Origin of the sequence: Candidatus Ruminimicrobium bovinum, assembly GCF_902760015.1 — a bacterium.
Lineage (GTDB): Bacteria > Elusimicrobiota > Endomicrobiia > Endomicrobiales > Endomicrobiaceae > Ruminimicrobium > Ruminimicrobium bovinum.
The window spans coordinates 1-24508 of the sequence record NZ_CACWEU010000039.1; the positions used below are offsets into that span (position 1 = coordinate 1).

The 24508-nt window shown below is 32.0% G+C and carries 15 protein-coding genes and 1 tRNA gene; 2 read left to right on the forward strand and 14 right to left on the reverse strand.

Features of this window, described 5'->3' with window-relative positions; all coding sequences use genetic code 11:
* Window positions 1-1164: pyridoxal phosphate-dependent aminotransferase (locus ACMUOV_RS01260; protein WP_413853013.1), on the forward strand; the 1164-nt coding region annotated here is incomplete at its 5' end.
* A gap of 175 nt (window positions 1165-1339) precedes the next feature.
* On the forward strand, window positions 1340-2677 hold the full coding sequence (gene gdhA / locus ACMUOV_RS01265) for an NADP-specific glutamate dehydrogenase (RefSeq protein WP_413853015.1): 1338 nt from the start codon (window positions 1340-1342) through the stop codon (window positions 2675-2677).
* A gap of 115 nt (window positions 2678-2792) precedes the next feature.
* On the opposite strand, the gene nth is transcribed toward gdhA, so the two are convergent.
* The 14 genes from nth to ACMUOV_RS01335 all read right to left on the reverse strand — a co-directional run bounded on the left by nth (window position 2793) and on the right by ACMUOV_RS01335 (window position 24343).
* Window positions 2793-3431: an endonuclease III gene (gene nth / locus ACMUOV_RS01270; RefSeq protein ID WP_413853017.1), complete on the reverse strand. Its 639-nt coding sequence runs from the start codon at window positions 3429-3431 to the stop codon at window positions 2793-2795.
* 51 nt (window positions 3432-3482) lie between these two features.
* Window positions 3483-3561 (reverse strand) — tRNA-Asp (locus tag ACMUOV_RS01275).
* A gap of 176 nt (window positions 3562-3737) precedes the next feature.
* Window positions 3738-5066: a type I glutamate--ammonia ligase gene (gene glnA / locus ACMUOV_RS01280; RefSeq protein WP_413853019.1), complete on the reverse strand. Its 1329-nt coding sequence runs from the start codon at window positions 5064-5066 to the stop codon at window positions 3738-3740.
* A 132-nt stretch (window positions 5067-5198) separates the two neighbouring features.
* Window positions 5199-6923 (reverse strand): tetratricopeptide repeat protein, encoded by a 1725-nt coding sequence (locus ACMUOV_RS01285; RefSeq protein ID WP_413853021.1) that lies wholly within the window; start codon window positions 6921-6923, stop codon window positions 5199-5201.
* Between the two features lie 317 nt (window positions 6924-7240).
* Complete coding sequence (locus ACMUOV_RS01290; RefSeq protein ID WP_413853022.1) at window positions 7241-7678, reverse strand: prepilin-type N-terminal cleavage/methylation domain-containing protein; 438 nt, start codon at window positions 7676-7678, stop codon at window positions 7241-7243.
* Window positions 7679-7790: 112 nt separating this feature from the next.
* A complete protein-coding gene (locus ACMUOV_RS01295; protein WP_413853024.1) occupies window positions 7791-9890 on the reverse strand; it encodes a penicillin-binding protein 1A in 2100 nt (699 codons plus the stop codon).
* Window positions 9891-9892: 2 nt separating this feature from the next.
* Entirely contained in the window at window positions 9893-13057 is a 3165-nt protein-coding gene (locus ACMUOV_RS01300; RefSeq protein WP_413853026.1) for an efflux RND transporter permease subunit, read from the reverse strand.
* 148 nt (window positions 13058-13205) lie between these two features.
* Window positions 13206-16277 carry an efflux RND transporter permease subunit gene (locus tag ACMUOV_RS01305; RefSeq protein WP_413853028.1) on the reverse strand — a complete coding sequence of 1024 codons (3072 nt, stop codon included), beginning with the start codon at window positions 16275-16277 and terminating at the stop codon, window positions 13206-13208.
* Window positions 16278-16298: 21 nt separating this feature from the next.
* Entirely contained in the window at window positions 16299-17531 is a 1233-nt protein-coding gene (locus ACMUOV_RS01310; RefSeq protein ID WP_413853030.1) for an efflux RND transporter periplasmic adaptor subunit, read from the reverse strand.
* Window positions 17532-17545: 14 nt separating this feature from the next.
* Window positions 17546-18961 carry a TolC family protein gene (locus ACMUOV_RS01315; RefSeq protein WP_413853032.1) on the reverse strand — a complete coding sequence of 472 codons (1416 nt, stop codon included), beginning with the start codon at window positions 18959-18961 and terminating at the stop codon, window positions 17546-17548.
* A 58-nt stretch (window positions 18962-19019) separates the two neighbouring features.
* Window positions 19020-21128, reverse strand: a complete 2109-nt coding sequence (gene glyS, locus ACMUOV_RS01320; protein WP_413853034.1) for a glycine--tRNA ligase subunit beta — start codon at window positions 21126-21128, stop codon at window positions 19020-19022.
* Between the two features lie 98 nt (window positions 21129-21226).
* Complete coding sequence (locus ACMUOV_RS01325) at window positions 21227-22072, reverse strand: glycine--tRNA ligase subunit alpha (RefSeq protein ID WP_413853036.1); 846 nt, start codon at window positions 22070-22072, stop codon at window positions 21227-21229.
* Window positions 22073-22160: 88 nt separating this feature from the next.
* Window positions 22161-23102, reverse strand: coding sequence for a glycosyltransferase family 8 protein (locus ACMUOV_RS01330; RefSeq protein ID WP_413853038.1), 942 nt, complete (start codon window positions 23100-23102; stop codon window positions 22161-22163).
* A 23-nt stretch (window positions 23103-23125) separates the two neighbouring features.
* Window positions 23126-24343 (reverse strand): pectate lyase family protein, encoded by a 1218-nt coding sequence (locus ACMUOV_RS01335; RefSeq protein WP_413853040.1) that lies wholly within the window; start codon window positions 24341-24343, stop codon window positions 23126-23128.
* Between the last annotated feature and the right edge of the window lie 165 nt (window positions 24344-24508).

The window sequence follows — 24508 nt, forward strand, 5'->3', positions numbered from 1 at the left end:
GCAATAAAACCTTCACCGACATGGGCGCTTGATACAAAAGCAAAAGAATTACAGGCACAAGGAATAAATATAATAAGTTTCGGAACCGGTGAGCCGGACTTTGATACCCCTTTAAATATAAAGCAAGCGGCAATTGAAGCAATAAATGCAGGTTTTACAAAATATTGTCCGGTAGCAGGAACACTTGAATTAAAAAAAGCAATTATAAAAAAATTTAAAGAAGACAATAATTTGGATTATCAACCTAACGAAATAATTGTATCCTGCGGTGCAAAACATTCCTTGTATAATATTTTTCAGGCAATATTAAACGAAGGCGATGAAATTATAATTCCTTCGCCTTATTGGGTTTCTTATCCCGATATGGCTTTACTTGCAGGTGCACAACCTGTTTTTGTAAAAGCAACCGATAAAAATAATTTTAAAGTTTCTCCAAAAAGTATAGAAAATGTTATCACTCCAAAAACAAAAGCAATAGTTATAAATTCACCTTCAAACCCGACCGGTGCAACATGGACATTAAAAGAACTTGAAGAAATTGCCGAAGTTTGTTTAAGACATAATTTATTGATAATTTCGGATGAAATTTATGAAAAACTTGTTTATGATAATTTCAAATATGTTTCAATTGCACAGATAAGTAAAGAAATAAAAGAAAGAACTCTTGTGGTTAACGGTGTATCAAAAGCATTTGCAATGACCGGTTGGAGAATAGGTTATTGTGCCGGAAACAAAGATATAATTGCCGCAATGACAAAAATACAAAGCCAATCAACATCTAACCCGACATCAATATCGATTAAAGCAACCGTTGAAGCATTAAACGGGCCTAAAGAAGCAATGAAAAATATGGTTGAAGAATTTAAAAAAAGAAGAGATTATATCGTTAAAAGACTAAATGCCATTGAAGGAATAAATTGTTTAACACCAAACGGTGCATTTTATGTTTTCCCTAATGTTTCAAAATTATTAGGTAAAAAATATAACGGTGTTACGGTTAAAACAGACAGTGATTTATCAAATTATTTGCTTGATAAGGCAAGAGTTGCAGTTGTTGCGGGTTCCTCTTTCGGTGCACCCGGATATATAAGACTTTCTTATGCAACATCCATGGAAAAAATAGAAAAAGGGCTTGATGCAATAGAAGAACAATTAAAAGTTTAGAGCCCTGATATTGACAAATAAAAAAATAAAAATGTAGAATATTTTTCTAATAAAAGTTAATGTTTAATATTATAACTGAATAATTCAGGAAAGCAAGGACGCTTTCATAAAGCAGTAATAAATGAATTATTCAGTTTTTTATGGAAAAAACAAATTTATATAAGGAGTAAAAAAAATGAACGCTTATGTAGAAAAAGTGTTAAAAGAAGTAGAACAGAGAAATCAGGGCGAAGCTTTGTTTTTACAGGCAGTAAAAGAAGTTTTGGAATCAATAAGCCCTGTTATTGAAAAACACAAAGAGTATCAGGATGCAAGTATTCTTGAAAGAATTGTCGAGCCGGAAAGACAAATTATTTTCAGAGTTCCTTGGGAAGATGATAAAGGTGTGTTCCATGTAAACAGAGGTTTCAGAGTTCAATTTAATTCAGCTCTCGGACCTTACAAAGGCGGTTTAAGACTTCATCCTTCAGTAAATTTAAGCACAATTAAATTTTTGGGATTTGAACAAATTTTTAAAAACTCATTAACTGGCTTAATGATGGGCGGCGGAAAAGGCGGCAGTGATTTTGATCCTAAAGGAAAAAGTGATAACGAAGTTATGAGATTCTGTCAAAGTTTTATGACGGAACTTTGCAAATATATCGACGCAGATACCGATGTTCCCGCAGGTGATATCGGAACAGGTGCAAGAGAAATAGGTTATATGTTCGGACAATATAAAAGAATAAGAAATGTTTTCCACGGAGTTTTAACAGGTAAAGGGTTAACTTACGGCGGTTCACTTGCAAGAACACAGGCAACAGGTTACGGAGTTGTTTATTTCTGTAATGAAATGTTAAAAGACAAAGGAACATCTTTTGACGGAAAAACGGTAGTTGTTTCAGGTTCCGGAAATGTTGCAATATATGCGGTGGAAAAAGCACAAAGTTTAGGGGCAAAAGTTGTTGCAATGTCGGATTCCAACGGATACATATACGACAAAGACGGTATAGATTTATCAATAGTAAAACAATTGAAAGAAGTTGAAAGAAAAAGAATAAAAGAATATGCAAACTTGAAAAAAGGTGCTGTTTATACGGAAGGTTGCAAAGGTATTTGGACAATAAAATGCGACATAGCATTACCGTGTGCAACACAAAACGAACTTGACGGTCAAGCAGCAAAAACATTACTTAAAAACGGCGTAATTGCCGTTGTAGAAGGTGCTAATATGCCTTCAACACCCGATGCGGTAGAAGCATTTATAAATGCAAAAATAGCTTATGCTCCCGGAAAAGCATCAAATGCAGGCGGTGTTGCAACATCAGGGCTTGAAATGGCACAAAATTCTCAAAGATTATCATGGACATTTGAAGAAGTTGATAATAAATTACATCAAATCATGATAAATATTTATAAAAATGCTAAAGAAGCTGCCGAAGAATACGGAACACCGGGCAATATGGTAAACGGTGCAAATATTGCAGGTTTCAAAAAAGTTGCAACGGCAATGTTGGCACAAGGACTTATTTAAAAAATTGCCGAAGGCAGTTTTTTAGCCAAGAAGCCAAAAAGTTTATTAGTTTATAAGTTACTTAAAAAAAACAGGAAGATATTTTATCTTCCTGTTTTTTTTACATTTATTTTATCTAATCTTCAAATTTTTTGCCGGTATTACACAGGTGTTTTATAGGGCAAATGTTGCATTTAGGTCTTCTTGCTATACAAACTCTTCTGCCGAGTGTTTGTATTTCAAAGGAAATGTTTCTCCAATTTTTTTTCGGAATAATTTTCATTAAATCTTTTTCAATTTTTTTAGGGTCGGAGTTTTTTGACAAACCTATTAAATTTGTAAGTCTTATAACATGTGTATCAACGGCTATGCCTACATGTATTCCGTAACCGCTTCCCAAAACTATGTTTGCCGTTTTTCTTGCAACACCTTTCAGTGTTATAAGTTCTTCCATCGTTTTAGGCACAATACCGTTAAATTTATCAAGTATAATATTTGCAGTGGCAATAATATTTTTGGTTTTATTTCTGTAAAAGCCCGTTGATTTTATATCTTTTTCAAATTCTTCCAAGTCGGCGGTTGCATAATCTTTTATTGTTTTATATTTTTTAAACAATGTTGATGTAACGATATTTACTCTTTTATCCGTACATTGCGCGGAAAGTATTGTTGCTACAAGAAGTTCAAAAACATTTGAAAATTCAAGTGCAATATCAACATTTCCGTATTCTTTATCAAGTATTTTAATTATTTCGTTTATTTTTTCTTTTTTCATTTCATTAAAACAAAAAAGTCCTTTTTTTAAAAAGGACTTGTGTTTTGTTATTGGCGGGAACGACGGGATTTGAACCCGCGATCTCTGCCTTGACAGGGCAGTGTGTTAAACCAGGCTACACCACATTCCCAAAAACAACAGAAAGATTGTATCTTTTTTAATTTTTTTTGTCAAATAAAAAAATTTGTTTCACAAATTTTTGGTTTAGAGTTTAGTGCTCAGTGCTGAGAAATTATTAGCAAAAAGCACCAAAAACTATCATTTTTTCAGCTATCAGCTCTAAGCTAAAAATCACAAAGCAATTTTTTAATATTTAATCAAATATTCATCTATTTCCCATTGATGAACTTTCGTTCTGTAATCGTCCCACTCGTTAATTTTTGCCTGCGTATATAAATTAAAAGCATGTAACCCGAGAGTTTTTTTGATAAGCTCACTTTTCTGCATAGCTTTAACCGCATTTATTAAATTATGAGGAAGATTATCTATACCTGCGGCATCTTTTTCTTCTTTTGTCATTTCATATATATTTCTGTCGGTTGATTTTGCTGCTTTTAAATTATTTTTAATTCCGTCAAGCCCTGCCGCCAAACATGCCGAAAGTAAAAAATAAGGGTTTGCCGAAGGATCGGGGTTTCTTAATTCTATTCTTGTTGATGCACCTCTTGCTGCAGGAATTCTTACCAAAGGGCTTCTGTTTCTTGCAGACCAGGCAATATAAACCGGCGCTTCATAGCCGGGAACCAATCTCTTATATGAATTTACAAGCGGGTTTGATATGGCAGAAAAAGATTTTATGTGTTTCATAAGTCCTGCTATATAATTGTAAGCTAATTTGGAAAGCCCGAGTTTATCTTTCTCGTTATAAAAAGCATTTTTGCCGTTTTTAAATAAAGATTGGTTTACATGCATACCCGAACCGCAAATACCGAAAATAGGTTTAGGCATAAACGTTGCATGAAGTCCGTGTTTTTGTGCTATTGTTTTTACCACTAATTTAAAAGTATTTATATTATCGGCAGTTTTAAGTGCTTCGGCATACTTAAAATCTATTTCGTGTTGCCCTCTTGCAACTTCATGATGAGCGGCCTCTATTTCAAAACCCATATCTTCAAGCGTAAGGCACATATCTCTTCTTGCATTTTCACCCAAATCTATGGGAGCCAAGTCAAAATATCCTGCGTCGTCATGTGTTTTTGTGGTTGGCTTACCTTTTTCGTCGGTTAAAAATAAGAAAAACTCAAGTTCCGGACCGACGTTAAAAGTATATCCCAACTCAGCGGCTGCCTTTAAATTTCTTTTTAAAATGTTTCTCGGGCAACCCTCAAAAGGTTTTCCGTCCGGCGTATAAATATCGCAAATAAGCCGTGCTATTTTACCGTCTTCCTGTTTCCAAGGGAAAATTACAAATGTATCGGGGTCAGGATATAAATACATATCGCTTTCTTCAATTCTTGCAAAACCTTCAATTGAAGAACCGTCAAACATACATTTATTATCCAATGCTTTTTCAATTTGGTTTGATGTTATGGTAACATTTTTCAATTGTCCGAAAATATCGGTAAATTGTAACCTTATAAATTTAACATTCTGTTCTTTTATAATATTTATAACATCCTGCTTTGTATAAGCCATAACAAATTCTCCCCATAAAACAAATATGAAATATGCTTTATTATATCAAAAAAAGATATAAACGGCAATTATAACGACAGCTGAGGGCTGAGAGTTTAACGACAAACGGCAAAAATATGTTTAGTCCCGGTATTATTTAGAATTTTCAAAGTCAATATCAACGGCTTTATTAATATACTCTGCCGCTTTTTGCTTATCACCTAATTTATAATATAGCGAACCTATTCCGTAATAATATTGTGCATTATGCGGAGCATTTTTCAGCAATTGTTCATAAATATCAAGTGCTTGTTGATATTTACCGTTTAAATAATACATTCTTGCTAAATTTTCTTTAAAATTAATATTTGTCGGGCTTACCAAAGCTGCTTTTTGGGCATATTCAAGTGCTTTTAAATAATCCTGTTTATCTTCATACAATAAACCCAAATTTGCATAACAAAAAGGTGTATTAATATTTAAACTTATTAATCTTTTCAATATTTTCTCCGCTTGCTCAAATTTTTTACATTTACATAAAATAATTGCCCACTCGTTAAGTTTTCTGTAATCTTGTTCGTGTATTGAATTTAATGCATTTTCGTTATAATCCAATGCAAAAAGATATGTACCTGTCATCCCGACTACAAAAGCATTATATTCCGGAGCATCTTTATAACCGTTTAAAGAAAAACTTATATTAGTTTTATATTTATCTGCTTGTAAAAAAGCTCCATAAGAAAATATCGCAAATAAAATTAGCCATAAGAATAACAAATATTTTTTTGATACCGGAAACAGTTCAATAATTTTTTGAACAAGTAAAACAAAAATTATAATAAAGCCCAAAACAGGCAACAACAACCTGTGAAAAAAAATTTGGTTTTGCAAAATAAAAAAAGAAGGTAATAAAAATAAAACAAATATTGAGGCGGCAAATAAAATAAATTTTCTGTTTATAAAATTTCTACAATAAATAATAATTAAGCATAAAATAAATATCAATACTTTTAATATACTTTTTAAATCGGCACTGTAATTATATAAACAAACAGGAATATTTTCCGGTATTAATATTTTATTTATATATATAATATAGCCGTTTAAAATATTTTTTAGTATATCGATAAAATATTGCCAATATTCATCAAAAGAAATATTGGAGCCGGCAATTTTTCTGAAAACAAAATAAACCGTAACGGGAAAAATCAACCATACATATAATTTTAAAATTTTTTTTATACTAAATTTATCAATTGAATATAAAAATATTGGAATAACCGCAATTAAAACTATCGCAGATTCTTTTGACCATAAAGCAAGCAAAAAAAATAATGCGGAAAAAAATAAATTTTTTACTTTGTTATCATAAAAATATTTATCTGTGTATAAAAATGTTAAAATTGAAAAAATTGCAAAAAAACTTTCGGCACGCGGTGACACATAAACGGCATTTGACGTTAACAGCGGTGATACCGTAAATAAAAGCAACACAAATTCAGTTATATTTTTGTTAAATTTAAGTTTTATTAAAAACGCATACATTAAGTATATACTTAAAACAAATAATATTAAATTTGTAATATGGTTAACTTTTGAATTTTGCCCGAACACAAGTGTTTCTAATGTAAAACTTAATGCCAATATAGGGCGGTAGTAACTTTGGTTTAATTGTTCCGATAAATATACATCCCTAACAAATATTTTAGGTAAATTTTTTATGTCTGTCATAAATTCTGAATTTATTTTCAATGATGTATCATCATCAAAATATAACAGATTGTAATTTATACTTTTACCATAAAGTAAAAATACTATTATTATTAATAATAACAGAAATGAAATATTTGTATTAAAAAAAATTTTTAATTTGTTCATATTGCTGATTATAGCAAATTTTTAAACAACTACAGCTGAGAAGCTGAGGACGAACACTTCGTGTTCTTAGCTGAAAAGCTGAAGAGCTGAAAAGATGAACAGTTTTCGGTGTCATGCGGACAATATTTTTATAGATTTCCACGCCGATTTCATCGGCTCGCAATGACATTAACGACAGATGAGAGCTGAGAGCTGAGAGTTGAGAGCTGAGAAGTTGAGAACGGCAATGACAAGAAAATTAAAATAGCAAAAAAAAGGAAAAAACAAAAAACAGCCCTGAATTTAAATTCAGGGCTGTTGTTAATTGAACTATAAAATTAATTTGATCCTATATTTTCGCCAGAAACTCCACCCATTATTGTTGAACCACCATTTGCTTTAGCAACCATTGTTATATTTTTCAAATGTGTGCTACCTGCTGTAAGACTCGCATCCGGGTAAGCATAAGCCGTAAATACAGCATCAGTTCCCGTATTAGTAGCAACAGCTTCAACTTGAAAAGATTTAAAGTACTTATTACCTGAAGTATCAATTGATAATCTATCACTCTTATCTGTAGAAGTAACAGGTAAGAAATAATCATACTCTGCAAGATATACTTTTTCAGAAGTAAGAATTGAGCCCAACAAAGCTTTTCCTTCCGTTTCTTTTGCTCTATCGGTATACCCTCTGTAAATAGGAACTGCAACGATAGACAAAATACCAACGATGATAATAACGATAACCAACTCTACCAACGTAAAACCTTTTTTCATCTTTTTCTCCTTTATTTTATTTTTTATTTTTTAGTTTTACTGCAACCTAAAACTGTATCAATTATAATACCTTTTTTTCGTTTTGTCAAGAGAAAAATTTACAAAGCATTTTTTAATTTTCGGCATCTGTAAGTTCTTCAGGTTCCTGGTTTGTAACAATATTTTTGTTAAAAGAATATTCCTGAGGAGTTGTTCCTTCCAAAAATGCCTCAAGATAAGCATTAGGCGTTTTGCTTAAAGCAAGCAGCCCTGTTTGAGGGTCTATTAAAGCCCACTCTATACCTTTAGGTTGTTTAAAATTTAAAACGGGATACCCTTTTAATGCCTCTTTCATAAAACTTGTCCATATAGGGCAAGCCAAACCGCCGCCGGTAGTTTTTTTACCGAGAGTTGTTCTGTCGTCATAACCGACCCAAACACCTGCAACAAGTTGCGGAGTATAACCGACAAACCATGCATCTACACTGTCATTTGAAGTTCCGGTTTTACCGGCACAAGGACGCCCGAGTTCCCTTGCCCTGTAACCGCTGCCGCGTTCCACAACACCTTTTAATAAGTTCGTCATAACAAAAGATGTCTGTTGGCTTAAAACTTCTTTTTCAACGGGAATATTTTCTTCCAATATTTTACCGTCTTTATCAACCACCTTGGTTATAAAATAAGGTTCTGTTTGTATACCGCCTGAAGCAAGCGTTCCGAAGGCGGAAGTCATTTCCTGTAAAGTAACATCGCTTGAACCGAGTGCCAAAGACAAAGAATTTACAAGCGGACTTTTTATCCCCATTTTCCTTGCATAATCTATAACTTTTGCCGGAGTAACAATACTGATTGCTTCCACGGCACAAATATTTATTGACCTGTAAATTGCCTGTCTTAAAATAACTTCACCTCTGTAACGTGAACCTAAATTTACAGGGCACCACACTTTCATAGGATCAACCAAATCTTCCGGAGTCATTTTTTCAGCCAACACTTCAAGATAAGACAGATCCCTTGACACCAAATTCCAATTATTTCCGTCAAATGCAAAAACCATCGGATTATCTTCCAACATTGTTGCCGGTGTTATTTGTTTTGTATCGATACCTGTAACATAAACAAACGGCTTAAAACTTGAACCTGCCTGCCTTTTTGCCTGAACTGCTCTGTTAAATTTTGTTTCTTTAAAATCCCTTCCGCCAACCATTACCCTAATGGCACCGGTTCTGTGGTCTATTGCCATAATGGCACCCTGAACTTTTTTCGGCTCCATTTTTTCTTTTTCAAAAAAAGATTGCTGCTGTTTATCAAATTTTTCAAGATGTTCGTTTAATGCTTTTTCTGCGGCCTGCTGCATTTTTATATCAAGGGTAGTATATATCGACAAACCGCCTTTATGCAAAACATTTGTTCCGTATTTCGGTTCAAGTAAAATTCTTAAATATTCAATAAAGTAATGTCCTGCCGTTTGTTCGGCTATATGTTTTTCCGTAGGAACGGGCTCCTGGTTTGCCTGCTGTTCCTGTTGTTCGTTTATAAAGCCCAATTCCTTCATCCTGTGTAAAACCGTTGCTCTTCTTACTTTTGCAATTTCGGGGTTTCTTATTGGTGAATAATAACTCGGGGCTTTCGGCAACCCAGCAATTAAAGCGGCTTCTGCAAGCGTAAGTTCGGTTACGGATTTACCGAAATATATTCTTGAAGCAGATTCTGCTCCGTAACCGCCGGCACCGAAATATATTTGGTTAATATAAAGTTGAAAAATTTCTTCTTTTGTATATTTCCTTTCCAGTTGAACCGTAAGTAATAATTCTTTTATTTTTCTTATTATTGTTTTTTCCGAAGTTAAAAAAATTGTTTTTGCAAGTTGCTGAGTAATTGTAGAACCGCCTTGAGAAACTTTACCTTTTACAAAGTTTATTAAAAAAGCCCTTAAAATACCTTTTGTTGAAATTCCCCAGTGGCTGTAAAAATCGTTATCTTCTATTGCAATAAAAGCATTTTGCAAATCGGCAGGAATTTCTTTTAACGGAACAAGAACTCTCCTTTCTATAAAAAGTTCAGAAAGCAAATTGCCGTCTTTATCAAAAATTTTAGTTACAACATTAGGCGTATATCTTTCCAAATTTGAAATTGAAGGCAAGTCATCAATTAACCTGCTTATTGCTTCAACGGCAACAACGGTTAATGCCGATATTATAACAAGTATTATTACCAATGTTCTAAATTTCATATTTAATATATAAACTCATCTTCCGACGAATTTCTAACTCCTTTTGCAAACAAATAAATATATGGAACAAACAGAAGAGCCAAAGCCAAAGCAAATATCAAACCGCCTACAACGGCAATTGCCATAGGTTGGTTTGTTGTTGCCCCTTCACCCAAACCTAATGCCAAAGGAACAAGCCCGACAACGGTTGTTAAAGTTGTCATAACGATAGGTCTTATATGGTCGGCAGTAGTGTCGGTAACCATTTGCTTAAAGGCAACAATATCAACATACTTATCGGGATTTTCCAAGTATTTTATATTATACCTGTCTATTAATAAAATAGAAATGTTAACAACGTTTCCTATTAACATTATAAGCCCTAACATTGAAATTGAATTTATCGACTGACCCGTAATATACAAAGTAATTAATGCACCTATTATACCTAAAGGAACAGCCGTCATAACAAGAATAGGTTGCAATAAACTTTCAAATTGAGAAGCCAATATCATATATATGATAATAACACCTAAAATCATTGCAAAACCCGTTTGCGACAATGATTCCTTCATTGCAAGCATTTCACCGGTAATTATTGTTGATACGTCTTTATTATTATAAGCATCATCTATCAATACCTGTAATTCAGATACGGCTTTTGTAAAGTTACCGTTAACGTTTGCAGATATCATATAAGTTCTTTCTCTTTCTATTCTTTTAATTGTAGGAAGCGTTTTAACAAAAGCGGACTGTGCAATTTGTTTTAACTGAATTGTCATCCCCCAAGAAGAATATGCCGTCATTTCCAAAACTTTGTCCAAAGTATCACGGTCGGATTCCTGCATTCTGACTCTTATATCAATTTCATCATCGGGAAGTTTCAATTTTGTTGCAACGTATCCTTTAATTGCGGCAAGTGTCATAGCGGAAATATCCTGTGTCGAAAGTCCGAATAAAGAAGCTCTTTCTCTGTCAATATTCAATTTTAACTCCGGAATTTCATCCGACGGATCAACCTTAATACCGTAAAATTCCGGCATTGCATCCATTTGTCTTCTTAATTTTGTTGCATATTCTTTAAGTTTATCCAAATCTTTACCTTTTATTTCAACAACAACACCTGCAGATGAGCCGACACCAGAACCGAAAAGCCCCTGTTGAGTTACAAACTCGACATCAATATTTTTTATATTCCACTTTTTTATTTCGTCACTTAATTCTTTAACCATTTCATTTGTTGACATACCTTTCGGTTTTAAATTGGTTATTATTCTTGCCTGATATTTATCCAACGTTTCAACGGAAGCAGAACCGACTTGATCATCGGTTGAGCCGATTGTTGTAGCAATATCTAAAACCTCATCATATTTTGATATTGCCTGTTCTATTCTTTTAACTACCGAATTTGTAATTTCAAGAGGAGTATCCGGATGCATGGACAAATTCAAAACGAATCTTCTTTCATCTGTTTTAGGCATAAATTCTTTAGGAATAAGATAAGTTACAAAAAAACCCACCAAACCGTAACAGAATATTACTAAAAAAACCGTAAGAGGTTTCATATTTAAAACCGATTTTAAAGTTGGAGTAAAATAAGTATTTATAGCATGCACACCTGCGGTGACCGATTGTTTTGCAAGGTTTGCCGAAAGGCAAAGCCGAGGAACTAAAAACATAGCCGCAAAAATTGAAGCTATCATGGAAAAAGTTATCGTTAATGCCAATTGGGAAAACAATTGTCCTATCATACCTGCAACAAAAATAAAAGGAATAAAAATTGAAACGGTTGTAAGAGTGGAACTTAAAATAGGAGGCAACAAACTTGATGTTGCCTTATAAATAGCTTCTTTTTTGGGTAACGTTTTATTTCTGTTTATTGCCATTAAAATATTTTCAAGCACCATATTACCGTTATCTACAACCATCCCGATACCTATTGTTAAACCACCCAGTGACATGGAATTTATTGTAATTCCCTGAAAATACATAATACTTAAAGTAACACATAATGAAATAGGAATAGCGGTATTTATTATGGAAGAACCGACAAAACTTTTCATAAAGAAATAAAGTAATATAAAAGATAACAACATACCTTGAATTGCCGATTCATAAATATTATTTAATGATTTTTTAATAAAAATCGATTGATCGTAAGTGGTTTCTATTTCAACATCGGGAGGAATTTTATCGGCCAAATCTTTTAATTTGGCTTTAACATTTTTTGACATATTTATTAAATTTGCACCGGATTGCGGGAATATACCTATAGAAACATTTTCTCTTGAATTATATCTTGAATAACCCTTTTTGTCTTTTAAAATTTCTTTCACATCGGCAACATCTCGCATATAAACAATTTTTTCATCATTTCCGCTTTGAACGGTTCTGTCTTTTCTATATCTGTTTTTTTGTTCCTGTTGTTGCTGTTTTCCGAAAGAAAGCGCTTCTATATCATCCAAATTTTTAAATTCACCTACGGTTTTTACTATATATTCGTGTTTTTCTTCTTTAATTGTTCCGGCAGGATATGTAATATTTGCGGTTTGCAATGAATTTACGACATCATTTATTGAAACCTGGTTTGCAAGCAACCTTCCTTTATCTATTTCAACTAAAATTTCTTTTTGTTCACCGCCCCTTATTTCTACTTTTGCAACACCTTCTATTCTTTCAAGTTCATCTTTGATATTCTTTTTTACAAATGTTCTAAGTTCCGCCATTCTTTCCAAAGAAGTTTCCGGTGTTTTATAATTTGCCGATAAAATAATGGCTTCCACCTGCATAGGATTATATTTTAAAACAACCGGTTCAAGTGCATCTTTAGGTAAAGATTCCTTTATCAAGTCTATTTTTTCTCTTATATTCATTGAAGCAAAATCCATATTTGTTCCCCACAAAAACTCACAGGAAACAATGGAAACACCCTCTTTTGATGTTGATGTAATTCTTTTGATTTTTTTTACGGTTCCGGCACTTTCTTCTATTATTTTTGTAATCAATTTTTCGGATTCTTCCGGACCTGCACCTTCATACTTTGTAACGATTGTAATTTGCGGATATTCCACCGCAGGAAACAATTCTTGCGGAATTCTTGAAAAAGCAATAACCCCCATAAGAATAACAGAACAAAATATCATTATTGTTGTTACGGGCCTGTCAACAGGCAATCTTAAAATACTCATTTATATACTCTCTTTAAATAATAAAAAATTTATAATGTATACCATAATGATTAATGTATTTTGCTCTGCAAAAAATATAACTTTACTTTTTCAAAAATTATACATTTTACACTATACATTATACATTAAAAAGCTTTGCATTTTGTTTTCAATTTTTTAATTGTTCAAAATCCTTTTCATTATATATTTTTTTTAATATATCTAAAATAAAAGCCAATCCTATTTTCCTCATAAAAATACATATACTCTTTTTAGGGTTTTCCAAAACATAATAAGCCGTAGGTATTATAAGCATGGTTAAAATTGTTCCCGATATTGTTCCGAAAAGAACCGTAAGCCCCAAAGAACGCCACATACTTGCAGATTCATCCCTGCTTAATACCATGGGTAAAAGCCCCAATGTTTTCATCAAAAGCGTAATAAGTTCGGGACGCAATCTTTCTTTACACGATTCAAAAATAACTCTAAGCAAATTGGTTCTTCCGTGCCGCCTTTGATTTATTTTATCTACAATAATAATGGAACTGTATACGATACAACCGAACAATATCATTATACCGATCCAAACACCCAAACTTATAGGTTTTTTAAATACCCACAACACAAAAGCAACACCTATTATGCTTAAAGGAAGCGAAAACATTATAAGTGCCGGCTGCAAATAAGATTCAAAAATTGAAGCCAAAACAAAAAATATCAAAATAACGGTAAGTGATACGGCTAAAATAAACGAACCTCTGTTTTCAACAGTTTTTTCGTAATCGCCCGAAATTTTAAAAGAATAATCTCTCGGGAAAGCAACTCCTTTTAAAGTTTCATTTATTCTTTGTGCGGCCGTTGTTAAACCTATTTTTGCCCTGTTTGCACTTATTTGAATAAACCTTTTTTTATTTTTATGCCAAATTTCCTGATTTGATTTTACTTTACTGATTTCGGAAACCTGCCCGACATATACAACATCTTTTTTCGGATTAACCATACCTACAAAAGGAATGGAATCAACATTGGGAATACTTCCCGGATATAAACGACAAATTGTTTCTATCTGTTTACCTTCGGTTCTGTATTGAGTTGCGATAAGCCCCCTTATTTGACAATGTAAAGTATTACTGAAATAATAAGTTGTAAGTCCGAAAATTGCAAGCCGGTTATAATCTACGTTTACAAGAACTTCCGGTTCGTCTTCTCTCATTCTTATTTTAACATCGGTAAGTCCTTTAACCTGTTGAAGTCTTCCCGATGATGAAAAAGCAAGTTGCTTTAAAGTATCATAATTCTGTCCGTAAAAGTCGACATAAATTTCTTTTGCCGCAGAATCCTGTGAATCCTGAAAATAAACAAAAGCAGGTGAAAATTCACCGAATCTTTTTCTGAATTCCGCTTTAAACTCTTCAGGTCTTTCGTAAACTTTCACTTCAACAAAAGTATGCAGTTTTTCAACTTTGGAAGACACTCTTTCAACCTGGTCTTTATATCCGAGTAAGGCCTGTTCCATCTTTTTTACAACTTCATTTGATAATTCTATTCTTGTAGCCGGCGGAAACTGCACACCTATACGAAAGGTATTTACATCACCCGGATCCATAAATTCACTGTCTCTTGTCGTAAGAATTCGTGCAGATACAACAAACAACAAAATTATTGTAAGCCATATCCACGTTTTTTTTCTGAAACAAAATTTTAATATCTTTCCGTAATACATCCTTACTTTCATATACCATCTTTGAAAATCAAGGTCAAATTTGTTTTGCCAATTATATATTTGTGTCGGAATAAACAACATTGTTGCTATAACCGAAGCGATAAGCGCAAATGTTATGGTAAGCCCGAACGGAACATACATCTGCCTTATTTCCGGGTCCAAAAACACCAACGGCAAAAACACAATTATTGTTGTTACGGTTGAAGCGAATATAGGTTGCCATAATTCACCTGTTGCTTTTATTACAAGTTCAGCTTTATCTTTAAAAGTTTTTCTGTGATAATGGAAAGATATATTTTCAAGAACGACTATTGAATTATCCATAACATTTGCCATACCCATCGCAAGCCCGCTCAATGTCATAATATTAAAAGTTTGGTTTGTAAAATGCATAAGCAAAACCGACATAAATAAACTTAAAGGCATTGTTGTTGCAACTATAAAAATACTTCTTATATTTTTCATAAATAAAAACAAAATACTTGCAAGTAAAATTCCGCCCACAACCAATGCTTCCACAAGCGATGATATTGCTTTTGAAATATATTCCGCATCGTTTTTTACGGTAGTTACAACAATATCTTCATCAAGATTTTTTTTAAGTTTTTCTATTACTTCCAAAGTTTCTTTTACAACTTTAATCGTATTTGCCGTAGATTCTTTTTGAACATAAATTGAAACTACCGGCTGAATATTTAACCTTGAAAATGACGTAGGTTCATAAAAAGAATCTCTAACGGTTGCAATATCACCTATACGTACAATTGAACCTGACTCTGTAATTGCAATTGCCGTATTTTCTATTTCTTCAATACTATCGTATTCACCTGTTGCTCTTATAACAAAATTTTGATTATTTTGTGCTATTTCACCTGCAGAAATTGAAATATTTGCCAAATTTATTCTTTGAACAACTTCAAGAATAGAAAGTTTATATCCAAGAAGTTTTGAATTATCCATCTCAATCAAAAATTTTCTTTCTCTTCCACCGCCGAATTCAACATTGGCAACACCGGATACTCTCAATATTTGTTCTTTTATATCTTCTTCTGCAATTTCTCTTAATTGTTCAACTGTTTTGACATCAGAACCTAAAGACAATATTAGGACAGGACTATCGGACTGTTCAAATTTTGCTATTACTGATTTCTCCGTTTCTTTAGGTAATTTATGTTTTACCATCGCTATTTTCTCACGTACATCAATAATAACAAAATCAGTATCAATATTATGATGAAAAGTCATCATAATATTAGACTCTGACTCTTTTGAAGAAGAAATCATTTCCTTCAAACCGTTAATTTCGGAAAAAACTTCTTCAAGCGGTCTTGTAACATACTTTTCAACTTCACTTGCTGCAACACCGCCTCTTAACCTTGTAATAACACTTACCAAAGATGATTTTGTACTTGGATTTAATTCTACTGGTATTTGAAATGTAGTTATTGCTGTAAACATTATCAAAGCCAAAACAATCATAAGTGTTGTTATAGGCTTTCTTATTCCAAACTCTATCATTTATAAATCCATTTGGGAAAATTATTGTTGTTGATCTTCTTCCAATTTATCTTCTACAGCTTCAAGGAATTTAACTTTCATTCCATCGGAAAGCTGTCCTTGTGTTTCAATAACAACAAGCTCTCCTATCTGTAAGCCTTGTACGATAACCGTATACCCCGATAACTCTTCACCCAATTGGCAAGGTCTTAATAAAATAGTTCCTTCACCGGGTGTTTTATAGTCGGGAGAAACAACCGGAACTAAAAATGCATTATCGTTTAAAGAAATTATACTGTCTGTCGGAACAAGCATAACATCTTTTAATTCCTTTAATAAAATAACCCCTCTACCGAACATTCCGGATCTTAAAGCACCATCCTGGTTATCAACACCTATTTTTATCGTAGATGTTCTTGTTCTTTCCTTAACAATAGGGGCAATCTCCATTAATTTACCTTCAAAAGTTTTATTTTGATAAGAGTCACATGTAATTGTAACAAGTTGACCTATCTTTAATTTATGCACATCTTTTTCAGGTACATCCACCTCAAAATTAGTACCTTTATCACTTATAAATTTTGCAACTATATCCTGCGGTGTTATATATTCACCAGGTTTTATTATTATTTCTGCTAAAATACCATCACTGGGAGCTTGCAAATTAGTTTTTGCAAGGTTAGATTGCGCCAGTTCTAATTCCGATAAAGAAGCTTTAACTTTAGATTCCGACGACTGTATTTCATATTTCGCCTCATACAATTTACTTTCTGATAAAGCTTTCATTGTAAACAATTCTTCATAAACTTTATATTTTTCTTTTGCCGAATTATATGCTGAAACTTCACTTCTGTATTTACTTTTTGCATATTCGGCTTTTGTTATTGCGTCTTTAGGATCTAATGCACAAATAACTTCACCTTCTTTTATTCTCGCACCCTCTTTATAGTTATATGAAGCAAGTTGCCCTTCAAGCTCAAACCTTAATTCATTTTCAATAGCACCTTTTATGCTGCCCATAACCGTATAATTATCAACATAATCCTGTTTTGCCAATCTTTTAACCTTAACGCTTATCATATCCTGCTTTTCTTCGGCAACTTTTTCTTTTCTGAAATATATCCAATAAACCAAAAATGCTATTAACAGAACTAAAAAAACAACTATTGCAATTTTTATATGTTTTAATAATTTAGGTGATTCAGAAGCCATTTTTTGATATTTGTAAGAAAGTTGTTCAACAAATTTGTAATAAAAATACTTTAATTTTTCCAAAATACTCCTCCAAATTATCTTAAATTCATAAGCGTAAGTTTTTCAAGTTCAGTTATTGATGAATAGTTTGTATATAATTGTTTAGCAAAAGAAGAAATCGTTTCGGCATATTTCCATGATTCTTCCATCAAAGAAACAGTTTGAACTTCATACAAATCGTTCCTCTTCTGCATAAGCGCTAACTTTCTTTCTTTAAGTTTTATTTCATCTCTTAAAACTTTTGCTTCGTTTAAAGATACACGATATTCATTATATGCTTTTTCTACCGACAATCTGCTGTTTTTTAATAAATCTATAAGTTCGGCTGTTGTTTGTTTTTTACCCACATCACTTTCTTTTGCATCAACGAAATATTGAAAATCATCTAAAATACCAAGTTGAAAATTGAACTCTGTAGTTTCAACTCTTCTGCTGGAATCTACAATTTCGGTAGGGTCGGTTCTGTCTGTACTTGCAGAACCGTTAAAAGAATTTCCCCACAATCCCCACGAAACCTTTGCTGCAACATTCCAACTTGTAGTAAGTTCCAACGGATGTGTTACATAAGCTTCTCCGCTTTTCCCGTAAAAACCCTCAATATATAATTTAGGATGTATTTTAGCCCTGTTTATTTTAATTTTGGCTTCCGCCATTTCTATTTGAGATTTAGCTATTTTTACCTCTAAATTATTTATTTGAACAAAACTTATGCAATCATCCAACGTAAAAGAAATTTCCTGAATATCATCAGGTAATTCGTCCGAAACTACTGCCGGAATATCTTCCAAACTTATAACACCTACGGTTTCTATCAATTTTTTGGTTGCAAATTCCAAATTTATTTTTGAAGACGTCAATAAATTATTAACCTTATCTCTAAAATTTTTAGCTTCAGTCAAATCAAGATCCGATATCGCCCTTGCTTTATATTCAAGCCGCGTTTTTAAAAATAATTTTTCCACTTTTTCAAAAGCTTTATGTAATGCTACATATTCCATTTTTAACGTTAAGTATTCATAGTAAGCAAGTTTTACTTTTGAAAACAATTCTTCTTTTGTTTTTGTATAGTTATATTTTGCGGATTCTAACATAAGACTGTTATACTTATGTGTTGCTCTTGTTCCGCCGCCCTCGTATATGGGTTGAACTGCTCTTACTCCGTATTCTTCCGAATTATATTCTTCTTTTGAATAATTTCCGCTCGTTCCGACACTTTGAAGAGCAGTACTACCTTTTGAGAACTTACTTTGTAAAGTTATTTGAGGGAAAAACGAACGAACAGAACTGTTAAGTCTTGTTTGGGCAAGTGCAATTTGCTCTTCGGCAACAGAAAGCTTTAAATCTCTTGATTTTGAAATTTTAAGACATTCATCAAGAAATTCATCGGCAAAAACAAAATTAGCAAAAAATATAATGCTGCTTAAACAGCAGATAAATTTTTTTATATTCACAAAAACCCCTATTACAAATCAAATTAAAGTATATAAGAAAAAGTAAACTTTGTCAATTTTACTGTAATGATGACAAATTAACAAACGAATTAAATTTGCTTGTAATATAATTTATCAGTGAAATTCTGTTTAATTTTATACTTTCATCTTCACACATAACCATAACTTTTTCAAAAAAATTATCCAAATAAGGTTTTATATCAACAAGTTTGCTTATTGCACCGGTATAATTTTTATCTGTAAGCGCAACTTCCAATTCTTTTTCAATTTCAATATATTTACTATATAAATTCTGTTCGGCTTCTTCTTTTAAAAGTTCCGTATTTACGGAATTTGATATTTGTAAATTTTGTTTTTTTGCCTGATTTAAAATATTACTTGCTCTTTTAAAAATTGTAGTAATATCGGCAAAGGAATTTTCTTTCCTTAAACTTTGTAATGCATTAAGTTTTTTTGATATGTCCCCTAAAAATTTTAACCCGTTTTTTTGCGAAGGTATAATAACGGCTTTTACTTCGTCAAATTTAAAACCTTCGTTTTCATAAATATTTTCTATTCTGTTCCAGAAAAATTTGATAAGTCTTTGTTTTGCGGTATTAAATGTTTCTTTTTCCTTAATTTTTTCAGGCATTGAGTTTAATGCAATATCAATAATTTTTTCAAAATCTGTTTCGGGTAAAAATTGCCTTAACATTCTGACAATACCTATTGACATTCTTCTAAGTCCGTAAGGGTCTGCAGAACCGGAAGGTTCAAGCCCTATTGCAAAATCAGCTGCAACGGTATCTGTTTTATCCGATAAAGAAACAACTGCCGATAAAATATTTTCCGGTAAATTTCCCGAAGCAGCCAACGGCCAATAATGTTGTTCTATTGCCGTTGATATTTCTTCAGGTTCCCCTGCAACACCCGCATAAATTCTGCCCATTATCCCCTGAAGTTCGGGATATTCAAAAACCATTTCGCTAACCAAATCCGTTTTGCTTAAATCTATAACTTTTGTTAAAGTTTCTTTATTTATATTCAAATTATTTTGTTCATTTATAAAATTTGCAATTGTTTTTATTCTGCCGAGTTTTTCATAAACGGTTCCGATTTCTTTTTGGAAAATAAGTCCCTTTAACCTTTCGGTAGAACTTTCAACCGATTTTTTTATATCGTTTTCATAAAAGAAAATTGAATCTTCAAGTCTTGCAACAACAACTTTTTCATAACCGGCTCTAACAATATCCAAGTTATCGGATTTTCCGTTTCTTATATTTATAAAATAATTTACAAGTTTACCGGTATTATCTTTTAAGGCAAAACATTTTTGCTGTTTTTTAAGGCATGTTATAAGAACTTCAGGCGGAAGTTTTAAATATTTTTCATCAAATTTACATAATACCGCCGTAGGATATTCAACAAGCTGATTAACTTCATCAACCAAATGTTCATCCAAAATTGCTTTTGCCGAAATTGTATTTGCAACTTCATTTATTGAACTTATTATTCTTTGTTTTCTTTCCTGCTGGTCGATTAATACACAGTTATTTTGCATTGTTGTTTTATAAACGTCTGCAGATTCTATAATTATATATTTTGAAGTTAATGTATGTAACCCTATTGTTTTATTTGAAGCTTTTATGGCACCGTTTGCCAAAGAAAAATTTATTATTCTGTCACCGTATAATGCTACTATCGTTCTTATCGGTCTTGCAAATTTCAACCTTGAACTTTCCCACACCATAGTTTTCGGGAAATATATTTTTTGTATAATTTCGGGAAAAATTTCGGAAAGAATTTTAGTTATTTTTTCACCTTTGATTTTTTTTAAATAAGTATAATACTGTCCTTTCGGAGTATCTTTTATCACAAGTTGTTCCGGTTTTACGCCGTGTTTATTTGAAAATCCCATTATTGCCTGTGTCCAATTACCGTTTGCATCTTTTGCGGCTTTTACGGACGGCCCGTTAAATTCCTGCACGGTATCTTTACTTTTTTGTTCAACATTATCTATTGTTAAAATAAGTCTTCTCGGCGTAGCATAAGTTTTTATTTGTCCGAAACCCACCATTTTTGAACCAAGCATATCATTTGTAAACTTCTGCATTTGTTCAAGTGCAGGTGCAATATATGAAGAAGGTATTTCTTCCGTTCCGATTTCCAATAATACATTGTTTACCATTTTTTATTCCTCTTATTTTAAACTTACCATAAAATCAAAATAATATCAAAACAATTTTTTAAATTCCTTTTGAAAGCACTTAAAATTAATGAACCGTTTTATTTCGTAAATTGTTTCATATATCCTTCGGCTACAAGTTTTGCCAAAGTTCTGACACGCAAAACATAACTTACTCTTTCGGATACCGAAATTGCACTCCTTGCATCAAGCAAATTAAACAAATGTGAACATTTCATAACGGCATCATAAGCAGGAAGAACCAAATTCTGCTCGACAAGTTTTTTTGCTTCGGCTTCCCAATCATTAAAATGCTGCAACAACATTTTTGTATCTGCCACTTCAAAATTATATTTTGACCACTGTCTTTCATCTTCCAAATGAACATAGCCGTAAGTTACGTCGTCGGTCCACATTAAATCGTATACCGAATCTTTTTTCTGAGAATACATTGCAAGCCGTTCAAGCCCGTAAGTAATTTCTGCAGATATCGGGTTTAATTCTATTCCGCCTACCTGTTGAAAATATGTAAACTGTGTTGCTTCCATACCGTCTATCCAAACTTCCCAGCCGAGCCCCCATGCACCCAAAGTCGGTGATTCCCAATCATCTTCAACAAACCTTATATCGTGTTCTTTAGGGTCAAGCCCTATGGCTTTTAAACTGTTCAAATATAATTGTTGAACATTTTTAGGTGCCGGTTTTAATATAACCTGAAATTGATAATAATGCTGTAATCTGTTAGGATTTTCCCCGTATCTCCCGTCGGTAGGTCTTCTTGAAGGTTCAACATAAGCAACTTTCCACGGGTTAGGTCCCAAACATCTTAAAAACGTTGCAGGGTTAAATGTTCCGGCACCTTTTTCCAAATCGTAAGGTTGCCATATCAAACAACCTTCTTTAGACCAATACTTATGTAATCTCATAATAATTTCTTGAAAATTCATTTTTTATTCCTCATAAATCAACATTTTATTTTCAACATAATTTTTAATTATATCATTTTAATCATATTTAGTCATTTGTTTTTTCGTATTATTTATATATCAAGCCATACCACATCTTTTTCAATGTACGCGACAAAAAATTTTTAAACATTGAAAATACACCGGTACGTTTCAAGTATTTTCTGTCAAGTTTCATATCTTTGAACGGTGTTTTTATAAAATATCTGAACCATTCATGTGCTAAAAACAAATTATAATATTGCCACGGTTTATTTCCGCCGGTCCAATGAAAAATAACAGGATTTTTATAAGCTTGCTCAACTTCCTGCATAGAATAAAAAATTTTTATAGCATCAGACTCGAAAATTTTCAAAGAGGAAGTGCTAATATTATATTTTGGCGGTAAAAAAAATATTTTACCGTAACAAACTTTATTCATAATATGCTGATCGACAGAACCTTTAAAACTACCTATCATATCTATACACTTTTTATCTATTTTATCTTGGCGAATTAAATTTAAATTCATCAAAATAACACCTGCATTTATGTAATAATCCATACTTTCTAAACCTGTTTCTCTTAAAATACCGTCTCTGCAAGTTATATGATTAACCAAACATAAACAACCTGCTACATAGTTGTCCCCTATATCGGTATTATATAAATCAATCAAATCTGCTCTTACTATAACATCCGTATCAAGATATAGAATTTTATCGAATTGCGGAAATAAAGAAGGAATTAAAAACTTAAATGCCGACACGTAAGTAACATATTTATGTGTTTTAGGAATATTTTTGAAAGTATCTTTCATATCTATAAAAGATAACGAAAAATTATTGTATTGAGTTTTTAGTTCGGATAATTTGTTTTTACTTTCATCGGTAACTGTATCTGTACACAAAACATAAATATCGTAAAAAGTATCTTTATTTGCATTTTCGAGCATTGAAACTATAACAGTTGCTATAGTAAAAAAAACTTTATTATCCGAAGACATAACTATAGGAACTTTGTTCGGATTCATATTTCTTCATTCTCCTTTATATTCTATTTTAATATTTCTATTTTCTTGCCTGCACCTGCGAAATACTTTAAATTCTTTTTTATTTTCTCAACCGTTTCCAATTCATAAGCATAAGGAATATCATATTTTTTTTCTTCTTTAACATGTAGCTTGTAATCTTTTAATTTATCATTTTCGGAATATATGGAATTTTTATTTTTTAAATTCGGAATATTTCCTTTATAATATAACACAGAACTGTTTTTATCGTCAATATCTGCCCTATCGAACCAACATATTATACCGGACTTATGATATCCGAAATAATTATTTTCCACTATAAAAGTACTCCCTATTCCAATACCTAAACTGTAACCGAAATCTTTACCGAAACCTATATTTTCATATAAATTATTATATATATGAGCCGTTGCCCATCTTGCTCTGGGCATTCTTTGAATTACTTTATCAAAATAATTGTGATGTAAAGTAATATATACATTGGTTTTGTTTGAAAAGTCATCGTTCGGAGTTAACAACATTACTTTATCATGATTTGTAAAATAGCAATATGATATAGTAATATTTTCTCCTGATTTTATATCTATTGCACCATCATGATAATTTCCATAAATATCTCTACACTTTCCATCGGTAAACGAGCAATGGTCTATCCATAAATTGTTTACTTTTTCTACACTTATATTATCACTGGAACACTTTGTTTCTTTGTTTATTTTAGGATTCTGTTCCGGTGCTCCGTGTGCATCATAAAAAGATACATTTTGTATTATAATGTTTTGTTCATCATGTATTAAAAGACTGCCATACATTATCCTTGCAGTTTCCATTCCGATCAGTGTTGTATTTGAACCTATTGTCACAACAAAATTTTTATGTTTAGGTGTATTATCTTCATTAAACTCATCAAAATAATCGTGATTTATATCCGTTATTATTCCACAACTTAAATCTATATCACCATCTATTATCACAAAATTATTTCCGGAAACCGCCGTTCTAAAAGCTTCAACTTTCTTGTTCATATCCGGATAAGTCTTATCATCAATTAAAACGAAATTATCGTTTCCATATTTCATTTTCCCCGTATCGGCAAAACCGTATGTTACAATTTCTGTTCCGGGAATAATTGTTATCTTCTGTTCAACCGGCTGTTTATTTGATTGACAAGCTGTTATAGTAATGCCGAAAATCAACATCACTAAAAATAGTTTGATATTTTTGTTCCTGTTCTTTTTCATAAAAAATTAAATTTGTTTTATTAAAAACATTTATATGATAACATTTTAGATATCAAAAAAATAGTTTTATTGAATATTAAATTTAAATAATTTTTATAAAAATGTATAATAATGTAAATAATACAAAAGGATTTTTAATGATACCTTCACCGATTTTAACAAACA